8 protein-coding genes and 4 pseudogenes are annotated in these 12843 nt (G+C 70.8%); 7 read left to right on the forward strand and 5 right to left on the reverse strand.

What is annotated here, in order from left to right:
* Positions 1-143 precede the first annotated feature (143 nt).
* The 3 genes and pseudogenes from ACRYR8_RS19590 to ACRYR8_RS19600 all read left to right on the forward strand — a co-directional run.
* Positions 144-911, forward strand: a complete 768-nt coding sequence (locus tag ACRYR8_RS19590) for a transposase family protein (RefSeq protein ID WP_432485970.1) — start codon at positions 144-146, stop codon at positions 909-911.
* 11 nt (positions 912-922) lie between these two features.
* Positions 923-1933: pseudogene (locus ACRYR8_RS19595) on the forward strand (transposase); the annotation flags it as partial.
* 23 nt (positions 1934-1956) lie between these two features.
* Positions 1957-2082 (forward strand): annotated as a pseudogene (locus ACRYR8_RS19600) (IS481 family transposase); the annotation flags it as partial.
* A 20-nt stretch (positions 2083-2102) separates the two neighbouring features.
* Here the strand turns inward: ACRYR8_RS19600 and ACRYR8_RS19605 are convergent.
* Positions 2103-4649, reverse strand: a complete 2547-nt coding sequence (locus ACRYR8_RS19605; protein WP_432485963.1) for a putative bifunctional diguanylate cyclase/phosphodiesterase — start codon at positions 4647-4649, stop codon at positions 2103-2105.
* Between the two features lie 321 nt (positions 4650-4970).
* On the opposite strand from ACRYR8_RS19605, the gene ACRYR8_RS19610 reads away from it, so the two are divergent.
* The gene (locus ACRYR8_RS19610; RefSeq protein ID WP_432485964.1) at positions 4971-5255 is read left to right on the forward strand and encodes a hypothetical protein; all 285 of its coding nucleotides are present in this window, start codon (positions 4971-4973) and stop codon (positions 5253-5255) included.
* A gap of 485 nt (positions 5256-5740) precedes the next feature.
* Here ACRYR8_RS19610 and ACRYR8_RS19615 read toward each other — a convergent pair whose 3' ends face one another.
* Both ACRYR8_RS19615 and ACRYR8_RS19620 read right to left on the reverse strand, forming a co-directional pair.
* A complete protein-coding gene (locus ACRYR8_RS19615) occupies positions 5741-6271 on the reverse strand; it encodes a hypothetical protein (RefSeq protein ID WP_432485965.1) in 531 nt (176 codons plus the stop codon).
* A gap of 21 nt (positions 6272-6292) precedes the next feature.
* Positions 6293-6430 carry a hypothetical protein gene (locus ACRYR8_RS19620; RefSeq protein WP_432485966.1) on the reverse strand — a complete coding sequence of 46 codons (138 nt, stop codon included), beginning with the start codon at positions 6428-6430 and terminating at the stop codon, positions 6293-6295.
* A 1273-nt stretch (positions 6431-7703) separates the two neighbouring features.
* Between ACRYR8_RS19620 and ACRYR8_RS19625 the strand changes: the two are divergent.
* The 3 genes and pseudogenes from ACRYR8_RS19625 to ACRYR8_RS19635 form a co-directional block, all read left to right on the forward strand.
* A pseudogene (locus tag ACRYR8_RS19625) lies at positions 7704-8396 on the forward strand (IS701 family transposase); the annotation flags it as partial.
* 54 nt (positions 8397-8450) lie between these two features.
* A protein-coding gene (locus ACRYR8_RS19630) for an IS5 family transposase (protein ID WP_432485967.1) occupies positions 8451-9279 on the forward strand; the annotation gives its coding sequence in 2 pieces (ribosomal slippage) (positions 8451-8815 and positions 8814-9279; 831 coding nt in all).
* 12 nt (positions 9280-9291) lie between these two features.
* Positions 9292-9549, forward strand: a pseudogene (locus tag ACRYR8_RS19635) (IS701 family transposase); the annotation flags it as partial.
* 254 nt (positions 9550-9803) lie between these two features.
* On the opposite strand, the gene rox reads toward ACRYR8_RS19635, so the two are convergent.
* Positions 9804-11273 carry a rifampin monooxygenase gene (gene rox / locus ACRYR8_RS19640; RefSeq protein ID WP_432485968.1) on the reverse strand — a complete coding sequence of 490 codons (1470 nt, stop codon included), beginning with the start codon at positions 11271-11273 and terminating at the stop codon, positions 9804-9806.
* An 854-nt stretch (positions 11274-12127) separates the two neighbouring features.
* The gene (locus ACRYR8_RS19645) at positions 12128-12394 is read right to left on the reverse strand and encodes a hypothetical protein (protein ID WP_432485969.1); all 267 of its coding nucleotides are present in this window, start codon (positions 12392-12394) and stop codon (positions 12128-12130) included.
* Positions 12395-12843 lie beyond the last annotated feature (449 nt).

Genomic DNA, 12843 nt, shown 5'->3' on the forward strand with positions numbered 1-12843 from the left:
TTTGGTGGGGATCCTGCACGGTTGCTTGAAGTCACGGACCCTCTACAGCGAAACCACTGCCTGGAGCCACCTGATCGGCACAGCCGCTTGACACCGAATGCGCATGGGATGTCTATCGTGCCACCCTTGACGTCCCACGCGCCCTGGCGCAGCGCATCGCCCGCCTCCTGCACGATCACCGCGTCCTGATCGGCACCCGACGCGGTCGACGGGCGCTGGGCTGCTTCGCCCAAGCGGTCCTGTTGCTGCGCTTCATGCGCCAGCGCGCCGCGATGGCCGACCTGGCCCGCGACAACGCCGTCAGTTTGACCTCGGCGTACCGCTACCTGCACGAAGCCCTGGACGTGATCGCCGCCGAAGCGCCCGAGCTGACCGAGATGCTCAACCAGGCCCGGCACGCCGGCTACGAGCATCTGCTGCTCGATGGCACCCTCATCGCCACCGACCGCGTCCACGACGCCGGTGAAGGCCCGGACCGATGGTACTCCGGCAAGCACAAACACCACGGCGGCAACGTCCAAGTCGTCTGCGACCCCGACGGACGCCCCTTGTGGGTCTCGCCCGTCGAGCCCGGCGCCACCCACGATCTGAGCGCAGCGCGCCGGCACGTCCTGCCGGTGCTCTACCCCGCCGCCGCGCGGGGCCTGCCGGTGCTGGCCGACAAGGGGTACACCGGCGCCGGCGCCGGCATCCGCGTTCCCGTCCGCCGTCCCGGTGGCGGTCAGGTCCTCGATGCGTCAACTCGGGGATGGAACTCCTACGTCAACGCCGACCGCGCGTTCGTCGAGCACGGCATCGCCCACCTGAAGGTCCGCTGGCGGGCGCTGCGCCACGTGAGCCTGTGCCCATGGCGCATCTCCGCGATCACCGCCACAGCCTTGGTGCTGAGCATCTGGGAGAACCGCTACTGACAAAGGCTCAGTACTCGATGATTGCTGCCCTCGAGGAAGGCAGGTCATCCTGGACAGCGGTCTTGGACGCGGTGCGGCTGGGACCTGACGACGACGCGATGGCGATCACCGCGCAGCAACTGCGGGCCGTGATGACTCGACTGATCGCCTGCGGCCAGTGGCGTCCGGGTGATCCGGAGGTGCTGATCGTCGCTGACGCCGGCTATGACATCGCTCGACTGGCGTTCACGCTGTCCGATCTGCCGGTGCAACTACTCGGCCGTCTGCGATCGAACCGGGTGTTCCGCCTGCCGCTGCCCCCGCGACTGCAGAGAACGGTGGGGCGCCCGCCGCGACACGGTGCCACGTTCGCGTTTCGCCGACCTGAGACCTGGCCTACCCCGACGCACTCTTCGACCATTTCGACCAGCCGCTACGGCACGGCCGAAGCTACCAGCTGGGACCGGGTGCACCCGCGCCTGACCCACCGCAGCAGTTGGCTGACGCATGCCGGGCAGCTACCGGTCATCGAAGGGACGGTGATCCGCTTACAGGTCGAGCATCTGCCCGGCGAGCGTGAAGCCGCACCGGTCTGGCTCTGGTCTTCCGCGACCGGACTGAACGCCGCTGAAGTCAACGCCTGTTGGCAGATGTTCCTGCGCCGCTTCGACCTCGAGCACACCTTTCGCATGCTCAAGCAGACCCTCGGCTGGACCCGCCCGAAGATCCGCACTCCCGAGGCCGCTGATCGCTGGACTTGGCTGGTGCTCGCCGCGCACGCCGAGCTGCGCTTGGCTCGTCCGCTGGCCGAGGAGCTGCGCCGACCGTGGGAGCCGCACTGTCGGCCCGGTCGACTGACCCCGGCCCGTGTCCGCCGCGGGTTTCGGAACCTTCGCGCGACGGTCTCCGCACCGGCCCGCGCACCGAAACCCACCCGATCCGGCCCGGGGCGTCCACCCGGGGTTCAGAATCAGCGCTCAGCGCCGCGCTACGACGTCGGCAAGACCACTCGACGAGCCCTGACCTTATCCATCCACCTGTGATCTGAGGTCAAACGTCAAGGTTAGAGGCTGAACGCCGCGCAGCACTCACAGCTTGGTTGCACCATCACAATCAGCACCGACCGCACACTTCCTGCGCCAACCAGCCACCCTTCTCGCGATTGACCAACCTCCCCGGTCAGTACAGCTAGCTCGGTGCGCTGCACCACTGTCACCTCGGGTTGCCGGCAGCACCCGTACCCACTAGGCCGATGCGGGCGGCGAGGGAGGAAGTGCGGAGGAGTGCTTCGCGCCGGGCCAGCCAGTCGTCGAAGGCGGGCGCAGGCAGGGCCTCGGCGTGCAGGTACCCCTGCGTCTCGTCGCACCCCAGCCGGGTCAGTGCGGCCAGGGTGGCTTCGTCCTCCACGCCTTCAGCGATCACGCGCAGGTCCAGGGCGTGGGCTAAGGCGATGGTGTTGGCCACGATCGCCGCCGCGCGCGGGTCGGTGAGCAGGTCGACGGTGAAGGCGCGGTCCAGCTTGAGCTCATCGACCGGTAGCTGACGCAGCTGGGTCAGCGAGGAGTAGCCGGTGCCGAAGTCGTCGATGCTGACCTGCACGCCCAGAGCGCGCAGGGCCTGCACGACGGTCAGGCTGCGGTCGGGCTCGCGCAGCAGTGCGCTTTCGGTGACCTCCAGCACCAGCAGGGTCGCCGGCACCGCGTGCCGCACCAGCAGGGCTTCGATGCTTCGCGGCAAGGAGGCGTCCAGCAAGGTGCCGGCGGACAGGTTCACCGAGACGCGCACGTCGCGTCCCGTGGCGCGCCAGGCGGCCTGCTGGGCCACCGCCTGGCGCAGGACCTCGCGGGTGATGGCGTCCATCAGCCCGTGCGACTCGGCCAGCGGCAGGAACTGCCCCGGTGCCAGCAGCCCCAGGTTCGGGTGCTGCCAGCGCACCAGGGCCTCCACCCCCGCCAGCTGCCCGCCGAGGTGCTCACCGGGCTGATCACCGGGCTGGTGCGAGCCGGTGTGCAGCTGGGGTTGGTAGTGCACCCGCAGCTGTCCGGCGCCGACGGCGTGGCGCAGCTCACCGACCAGGGAGAGCAGGTGACGGGTATCACCGTGGCGCAGCGGGTCGTAGGCCACGACCAGCAAGCCGTTGCGCTTGGCCTCGTACATCGCGGTGTCTGCCTGGCGCAGCAGCGCTGCAGCGTCCACCGGCGGCTCCTCATCACCAGGGCCGGTACCAGCTGCAGCACCGGCACCGGCACCGGCACTGGCGCGCTCGAAGGGCTTGGGGGGCTTGGGAGGCTCGGTGGTGCTCGAGGGGGTGCAGGTGGTGCTGCCGATGCTGAGGTCGACGTGCACGCTCATCCCGCCCAGGCGGAAGGGCTCGCTGAAAGCGGCTTGCAGCGCGCGCAGCGCACCACTGGCGCGCTCTGCGGCGTGCTCTGCGGTGCGCGCTTGAGCCGAGGAGGTGCCGGCGCTGACAGCGCGAGCAGGAGCGGGGACGGGGGCGATGACGGGGGCGAGGACGGGCGCGATGACGGGCGCGATGACCGCGAACTCATCACCGCCCAGTCGTCCCAGCAGTGCGCTGGCCGGCAGCTTGGGCTGCACGCGCTGGGTGACCATGCGCAGCAGTTCGTCGCCGGCGCCGTGGCCCAGACCGTCGTTGACCTCCTTGAAGTGGTCCAGGTCGAACACCAGCAGTTCGAAAGCGGCCCCGCGCTGCAGGCGGGTGTTCAGCTCCTGCAGCAGCGCGCGGCGGTTGGCGATTCCGGTGAGCTCATCGGTCAGCGCCTGGCGGCGGCTGGTGGCCAGCTGGACCAGCTCGGTCAGGTTGATCAGCAGCCGCACGCTGGAGCCCATCACCGCCAAAGCGCCGCACAGGCCGATCACGGCGGGCAGGTCGCTGATCAGCACCGCGACGATGACGGCCACTCCGGCGGCGACGACACCGAAGGCACCGACGGTGGACTTCACCGGGTCCGAGGCATCGGTGGGCACGAAGCGCACCGGCAGCAGCGCTGCTGCCGTCAGCGCCAGCAGACCCAGCGCGGCGATCGGCAGCGACCAGGACGGGCGCACACCACCGTGCAGCAGCGCACCGACGGCACCGATGTTGATCAGCGCGTACGTGAGGATCAGCAACCACAGACGCGCATCGCGGTGCAGGCGGCTGACCGAGGCCGAGGTCAGCGCCGCCATCACCAGGACCAGGACCGCGGCGACCTCCACGTCCAGCAACTGCTGACGCCAGGACAGCTGCGAGGCCCACAACTGTCCAGGAGCACGCGTGGACTGCGGAGCGCTGTAGACCAGCGCGGCGGCGATCGCCGCAGCGGCCACCAGCGCTGAGCTGATCCCGTTGAGCAGGTCGTCCGGGTCCACCCCGGCGCCGTGCCGGCTCCAGCGCACCACCGCGCGGTAGGCCAGCGGGAAGGTCAGCACCGCGCTGATCGCCGCCGGCACCTCTAGCAACCCGGCCGCGCCCGGCACGACGCTGAAGAGCACCGTGCCCAGCACCCCGGCGCCGTAGATCGCGCAGCTGATGCTCAGCAACGTCCACACCCGCCGCTCGGCCACCGAACGCCGGGCGCGCCAGGTCACCACCCACCCCGTCGCCGCCAGGACCGTCAGCGCGCACGCCACCTGCACGACCCACCAGGCGAGGGAGTCACGGGCCTGCTGACCCCACCACGTCAGCACCAGTCCCAGCACCGCCGTCAGCTGCGCTGCCAGCACCACCAGCAGCGAACGCGGCGCCGAACCAAGCACACCCCAGACCGCACGAGACAGCGACGCAGCCGTGCCAGGGCCGGCGGGGCGCACGTCGCCGGCCTTCCTCGAGCGCGCGGTGAAGAACAGCACCACCCCACCTCGACACCCAGCGCACCCGTCCTTGAACAATCCCGCGCTCAATCACTCGCTTGCCGCAGCACCACCGCGGTGCAGCAACATCGCGCGCACCACAACGGTCCTTGCGGTGTCGATCCTGAGTTGATCAGCGCCTGGTGCTGTGACGGCGTGCCGGGGTGTGCTCCGGTGCGGTGAGGTGCCTTTCGTGAGGCCCTCGCCCACCAGGAAGCAGGAGGACGCGTGCGCCCCGCCGGTCAGACCCAGCCCACCCGACGGGTGCACCTGGTGCAGCGGGTCGGTGGGGCACTGGCCCTGCTCGGCGGCCTGACCGCCTTCGTCTTCGTCTGGCAGCCGTGGGTCTCGCGCGACTACGAGGACTCCTCGGCCGGGTGTCGGCCGGGCACGGCGGAGCAGACGGGCCTGGTGACCAGCCTGCGCCTGCTGCTGGCCGGCCTGGCGGTGGCGATCGTGGCCACCGTGGTCGCTGCCCGTGCTCAGCACGCCTCGCCCAGGCCCCGTAGGTAACGCGCCTTCTCCGCGGGCCACTGAGCGGCGCGGGATCAACGCTCGGCACGTCTTGGTACGAGCGTGTCATCGCTCAGGGTGCGGGTAGGAGGGACGTATCGGTCCTCGCTCGCAGGCCTCGAGGCCCGGGCGAGGACCGATCGCCCCGTCCCTGCGGGGCGGCGCGGGCGTCGAACAGCCGGCGGCGAGCCCGATCAGTTGCGGTTCTCTGGCCGGGACGGCCTGGGCCGTCAAAGCGCGGCGGTTCAAGTCCCGCGACCGCAACGGCGCTGCAGGTTCACCCACGGCGCCACCACCCCTGGCGGTGCGATCAAGACGCTGTGCTCACCGCGGGGTCACCACGCTGGTGCTTTCACGAGGGCGTGGACGTCACTGCCGCAGCTGCCCGCGCCCACTCCATCGGCGCCTGTCGTCGACACCTTGAGCCGCCAAAAGCGTGACCTGGCTCACAAGAATGTCCGCTGGGTTGTGCTGACCAGACCCGCTCAGGTCCGCTCGTCGTCGGTGCGGGTGCCGCCCTGCCCCTGCTCGGCCCTCTGCTCCTGCTCCGCCTGCTCGGCGTCGGCTCGCTGGCGGTCGGCGGCAGCACGTTGGCGCGCCTGACGGGCCTGGTCGCGCTGGCTGCTCCCGCGGCGGCGGTCCCCGCGCGCGTGGAGGCGATCGCCCAGGGCTTCATCACGATCGTTGGCGGCGTGGTGGCGGGCGATGCCGGCCGGGCCGTTTTCCAGGCCGGCGGCGCGTTCGGCAGCACGCGCGGTGCTGTCACGGGCATCGGCTGTGGCATCGCGCACCAGCGCGACCCCGTCACGCTCCTCGGCGACCTCGTCGAAGGCCTGGGCCACCACTTCCATCTGCTCGGCCAGCTCATCGCGGCGCGCGGCCAGGCGCCGCAGCTCGGTGCGCTCCCCGCGCGCGGCGCGCTCCTCGGCGTCCAGCTGCTCACCGGCCTGCTGCAGGGCTTCGGCCTGGGCCTGCAGCTGCTCCTGGCGCGAGGCGTCGTCCGCGGGGGTGCTCACCCGGTGCAACGTAGCGGCACCTCACGCGTGGGCGGGCAGCTCGAACCAGACGGTCTTGCCGCCGCTGGTACTGGCGTCTGGGCTGGTGTCGGCATCCGGGTTGGTGCCGGAGGCTGCGTGCACTCCCCAGCGCGTGGCGAGGGTGTCGATCAGAGCCACGCCACGGCCACCGATGGCTTCGGGCTCGGCGCGGCGCGCCGTCGGCACCACTCGCGCGCCAAGACGGGCCTCCGCACCAAGAGCTGGGGCAGGCCTGCAGGGTCCGAGTTGCGGTGTCGATGCACTGACGGTGATCCCTGCCCAGATCCACACAGAGCCGGTGGTGCGGCTGCTGCCCACCGAGGCGCGCGACATGGTGCCCTCGGCGCTGGGCCCAGGCCGTGCACACCGCGGTGGGGGCGGTGCCGCGGCAGGTGATGCTGCGCCCGGCACGCGAATCGATGAGCGCGGTGACCTGGGTGCCGGCCGCGGCGGCGGACTTCGAGGACCGCATCCCGCCGGCCTTCACCGCCGCGGTGCTGGCCCGGGAGGCCGGTGTGTGTGGGCGAGGGTATGGCAGGAGCGCGCCGCGTGGCTGCGCGAGCACGGCTGGCTCGAGCACGACGGCGACCACGCCTGGTCCGGCTGACGGCTGCGGATGGTCCGGCTGACGGCTGCGGATGCCGGCATGAGCACCCCTCAATCTCAGGAGCACCCATACCGTGACGTCCGGGAACGGGGCGTGAGGCGGGCGTGGGGCGCGGGCCCGAGCATCCCGAGGGCCGCCGGCCCTTCGCCCTGGAGCACATTCACGCCTTCCCACATCAGGTGTGCCCCACCTGCGGGGCGCGCAGCGAGTGGTGGACCTGGTGGCGCCACCAGGGCGACGGCTCCCGCTACCTGTCGGTGGGGCTACCTGTCGGTGGGGCGCTGCCCGCAGTGCGACCGTACGAGCACAGACTCAGAAGACCGGACACCCGGGTAGGGCGCAGCCTCGGACGCGTTCGGCCCGTGCACGATCGAGTGGCAGGAGCCAGCCCGCATGAAGCCCAGCAGCCCGCTCCACGGGTCAGACGCCGGGCGCCGGGCCACCACGGCCACCACGGCCACAGTGCCACCTGCCACGGCCCGGTCGACCACGCTCCGGTCGGCTCCGGCACGACCGGCCGCGCTGCAACCGGCTACAGCCGGCAGACGGTGGCACCGGGCCGGGTGGGCACTGCTCAGCACAGCCGCTCTCACGCTCGTGGTGGCCTGCGCCCCCGCCCCGGAGAAGCCGCAGGAAGCCGCAGGGGCGAGCACCTCGAGCGCTCCTGCGTCGCCGGCACCGGCGGCCTCAACGGCGACGGCACCGTCCGCCTCGCCCAGCACCGCGCCCCCTGCACAGACGAACACCGCGCAGGACGGCACCACGCAGGCGTGGCCGTGTCAACCACAACGGGCCCCGGAGTGACGGCTTGATCCGGCCCCACCTGGGGTCGGCAGAGCCGGGCGTGACTACGTTGTGGAGCACCTCGGCTCGCCCGACGGGGTGTTGATCGTGGACGAGACCGGGTTCCTGAAGAAGGGCGCCCGCTCGGCGGGTGTGCAGCGGCAGTACTCCGGCACCGCCGGTCGGATCGAGAACTGCCAACTCGGAACGTTCCTGGCCTACGCCTCGGCGCGTGGACATGCCCTCATCGACCGGGAGCTGTACCTGCCGCAGTCCTGGACTGAGGATCGTGACCGCTGCCGGGCGGCCGGGATCGGGAACGAGGTGGAGTTTGCCACGAAACCGCAGCAGGCCACCGCCATGCTCGCCCGGGCCTTCGATGCCGGCGTGCCGTTCGCCTGGGTGACCGCGGATGAGGCCTACGGGCAGGCCGCTTACCTGCGGGTGTGGCTGGAAGATCGGGACGCGGCACATGTACTGGCCTGCAAGAGCAACGACACCCTCATCACCATTGACGCCCACCAAGCCCGGGCCGCTGAGCTGGTCGCCGCGCTGCCCGCGCGGGCGTGGCGACGCTACTGCGTCGGGCCCGGCGCCCACGGCGACCGGGTCTACGACTGGGCGCGGACGCCGGTCCGGATCGCCGGGCGCGCCGGGCGGGGGCACTGGTTGCTCGCGCGGCGCTCGATCGCCACCGGCGGGATCGCCTACTACCAACTGATTTCACTATGACTTGCGGGGTCTCTCCGCTCGTCGCAGCCTGGAGGCATGACCGAGCAGGTCCTGCCCGAGCGGGTCGTGGAGCTGGTGCCCGATGGGCTGTGGGGGCGGGTGGAGCCGCTGCTGCCCCGGCGTCCGCCGCGCCGGCACCGCTACCCCGGACGGCTGCCGCGCGATGACCGCGCCGCCCTGGCCGGCATCGTGCACGTGCTGATCACCGGCTGCACCTGGGCTCAGGTCCCCACCGAGCAGTTCGGCTGCTCGGGGGTCACCTGCTGGCGCCGGCTGCGGGATTGGACTGAGGCGGGGGTGTGGCCGCGCCTGCACCAGGTGCTGCTGGAAGAGCTGCGCGCCGTGGGGAAGCTGGACCTGGAAACGGCGGTGGTGGACGGCTCGCACGTGCGGGCCCTCAAGGGGGGCTCACACCGGTCCTTCACCGGTAGACCGCTCCCGCAAGGGATCGAAGCACCACCTGCTGACAGATGGAGGCGGTGTTCCGCTGGTGGTCACTCTCACCGCCGGCAACCGTCACGACGTGACCCAGCTGCTGCCGCTGGTCGACGCCTTCCCGGTCGTGCGCGGCATCCGCGGTCGTCCCCGACTGCGCCCGCGCTACCTGTTCGCTGACCGCGGCTACGACTACGGCGTCTACCGCCGCGCCCTGCGAAAGCGCCGCATCGTCCCGCGCATCGCCCGCAGGGGCGCCGGGCACGGCTCCGGCCTCGGGCGGACCCGCTGGGTGGTGGAGCGCACCTTCGCCTGGCTGCACCAGTTCAAGAGGTTGCGGATCCGGTACGAGGTGCGCGCCGATCTACACCTGGGGTTGTTGCAGCTGGCGTGCGCGCTGATCTGCTACCGCAAGCTCCCGCCGTCATAATGAAAGGAGTTGTACGTCTGCTACGGACCCCGCGACAGTTCCCTGGCTGACCTGGCCCGCGTCGCCGGGTCACGTTGGAACATCGAGGAGTACTTCCAGCAGGCCAAGAACGAAGCCGGGCTGGATCACTACCAGGTCCGCGACTACCGCGCCTGGTACGCCCACATCACTCTGTCGATGCTCACCCTGGCCTGGCTCGCTGCCACCCGGGCCCAGATCGCGGAAGCTGACCTCGTAAAGGGGGCGTCAGTTCCGCTGGTGACTGCATGATCGCCTACACGCTACCCGAGGTCCGCCGCTTCCTCGCCAAGCTGGCCCTCGCCGCCCGCCACCCCGTCGAGCACGTCTGGAACTGGTCCATCTGGCGTGGAACTGGTCCATCTGGCGTCGCGGACGACAGCATCAAGCCCGCGCCTGCTACTACCGACGACGCGGACACACCCCACCACAAGTGCCGTTGCAGTGCTCCGCTCCGCAGGAGCGACGGGCCGCAGCTAGCTGCCGTGGCTGGGTCCGTCGGTGCTCTACACCGAGGACGTCAAGGCCGCCGTGCCGAACCACCTCCTCAGGAGTTGCGCGAGGTCGTCCTGGTCGTCGCCGACCCAGATGACGTGGCCGTCCGGGCGTAGCAGGACCGCGGGCACGTCAACCTGGCTGTCGACATCGGCGACGAGGTCCACGCGTTGCTCCCATCCACGCACTGACAGACGGCCGGTTCGGTCGAGCAGCAGCCCGCGGCCTTGCCGCATGAGTTCGTACAGCCGGCCGTCGGCGAGCTGCGCGTCCTTGAGTCGGCGACCGATCAGTGGGTGCTCGCCTTCGAGGTCGTACCGGACACTGAGTGCAGCGATCTTCTCCGTCAGGTAGCGCGTGACCTCCTCGAAGTCCATCAGCTCTGACACGAGGCGACGGAGCGCCTGCGGTCCCGGATCGGTCGAGAGCAGCTCCATCTGCGCGCGTGTGTTGTCGAGGACGTCGCGGGCCACCGGTCGCCTCTCGTCGTTGTAGCTGTCCAGCAGCCCGTCCGGCGCCCAGCCGTTGATCTCGGCGGCGAGCTTCCAGCCGAGGTTGAATGCGTCTTGGAGCCCGAGGTTGAGGCCCTGGCCGCCGACCGGCGGGTGGACGTGGGCTGCGTCGCCGGCAAGCAGGATCCGTCCGACCCGGTACCGCTCCGCGAGTCTTGTGGAGTCGCCGAAGCGCGACAACCAGTGGGGCGAGTGTGCGCCGAGATCGGTCCCGGTCACGGCCTTGAGCTGCTGACGGAACTCGTCCAGGCTGGGCGGGGTGGAGCGGTCGTCCACCACGCCTGCGGCGGGGACCACGATCCGGTAAAGGCCGTCGTCGCCGGAGGGCCCGGCGCCGAAGCGGAGCTGCTTCTTGCGGACCTCGGTGTTGATCGCGGCGACTTCCGCGGGGGAGGCGGTCAGTCTCATCTCGCCCAGCAGCGTGTCGGTCCTGCTCGGCTCGCCCGGGAACGCGATGCCCGTCAGCTTCCGGACCGTGCTGCGACCGCCGTCGCAACCGACCAGGAAGCGCGACCGCAGCCGGCTTCCGTCGGCGCGCTCCACCGTCACCCCGGACTCGTCCTGGCTCAGACCGGCGACCTCGCAGGCGCGCCGGACCTCCACGCCTGCTCGACGAGCGTGCTCCTCGAGCAGGCGGTCCGTGGTGGTCTGCGGGATGCCGAGCACGTACGGATGCGTCGTGTCGAGCCCGGTGGGCTGCGGCTTCGCGATGCCCGCGAAGTGCGCACCGAGCGGGTACTTCTGCCCGAGGGCCAAGAACGCGTCCAGCAGCCCCCGCTGGTCCAGCACCTCCGTGCTGCGCGCGTGCAGCCCCAACGACCTCACATACTGCGGCGGGCTGGCATCTCGCTCGAGCACGAGCACGTCAACGCCTTGCAGGCGCAGCTCCATCGCGAGCATCAGCCCGGTAGGTCCTCCTCCGACGACCACTGCGTCCCTGTGTACCTGTCGTCCCCCGTACGTCGTCATGACCGCAGACCTTGAGGCACGAGGGGGGTCTTGCGGCAAGCCCCCCCTTGCCGTAGAACCTGAAGTAGGCAATAGCTCGCCCTCGACCGCTGGCACAGATGCGTTGCGCCGCGTGGAGGCGTTACGGTCGGTCCTCTCAAGCACGTCGCTCGTTGCGCGGGCGCTGGGTGGAGTCACCCGATGGAGCGACCTCACTGCCCGATCAGACGTCGTTGTCACAGAACGCGCCGGTAGCGATGAGCAGGGCACTGGCCGTGGGCGATCGCATCTTCGGCGCGGCCACCGTGCCCGATGAGCTGGGGCCGCTGCAGCGGTGGACCTGGCGCGGCTCGACGCGGAGTTGGTGGTGGTCGCGCGTGCCGGGGCACGGCCCGCTGTTGGAGCAGTTGTCGCGCCCGTAAGTGCATCAGGTGCTGGTGCCAGCGGTGCTCACCAGCACGAGAGGGCGCCCACGGCCGACCGGTCCCTCGCAGAAGCGGCCCTTCTCCAGGCGGCTGGCTACGCCTGCAGGGTGGCAGGAACGGGCGAGGTGGCGGGCGTGAACGGCACCTGGGACGCCAGCGAGGGCGTCGTGCGGCGTACCTGTACTTCAACGGTGAGCACGACGGCCTCGGCCACGGCGAGCACGCGCTCGAGCGCCAGGTCTTCGCCTGCACGGCCCGGCAGGGCGCCTACCCGCTGATCGTCGACCTCGACGCCAACGGCGGGGTCCTGGGCCTGGAGGTCCTGGGAGCCTCCCGGGCGCTGACGCCGGCCTCCTTGCGGCGGTTGCAGCGCATCGACAAGGACATCGTCGACGACGCAGCGGGCGGGTGAGGCACCCGGAGCGTGTGCGCATCGCCCAGCTCAGCGGGTCAGCCGTGCCCGGATCCAAGGGCTGACGTACACCTTGTGCGGCAGCCGGCCAGTTCGCCCGCTGCGATGGGCACCCCCTGCGCCTGGGCGATGCCCGCCAGGTGGGCCCAGTGCAGCGCCGCCTCTTCCTCGTGGGAGCGTCCCTCGGGCGGCTCGTTGGGACCGACGACCACACGGGCGGTCTCCGTCAGCGTCTCCAACGACTGGTGGGACCTGATGCCGCTGGGGCCGCCGGAGGACCAGCCGCGGTCGTCGAGCAGGGTCAACCGTCGTCCACCGGTGAGCTCGAGCTCGAGCAGCGCCGCCCTGGACGTTCGGCGATCGGTTGCGGCGATCGCTGTTGACCTCCGCTCCCGCGGCCTCGTCGATGTCGATGGACTCGTTGATGTCGATGGAGGTGATCAGTCGCCTGGCATCGTGCGTGCCTGCAGCGTGGCGCACGCCGGCCCTGCGCGGGGCTGGGCGCGCGGCCGGGCACCGGTCAGTGATCTTGGAGGTTCTCCACAACGGCGATCCGTGGCCCACAGCCGACCGTTGGTGCGATGGCAGGGGCGCAGAAGTCGATGGGTGCTCATCGCCCACGGCGACGTAGCTGCGGTGTGAAGCGTCACGGCTTTCATGCCGCTTCCTGATGAGTCAGGATGACGATCATGCCCCAGCGGTACCCCGCCGAGGTCCAGGACCGAGCGGTGCGGATGGTCCTGGACCACCAAGG

The organism is Kineococcus esterisolvens (genome assembly GCF_050871405.1).
GTDB lineage: Bacteria > Actinomycetota > Actinomycetes > Actinomycetales > Kineococcaceae > Kineococcus.

Coding starts and splice junctions, on each gene's coding strand:
- rox (WP_432485968.1), bottom strand. CDS start 11,273: ATGACGACGTACGGGGGACGACAGGTACACAGGGACGCAGTGGTCGTC.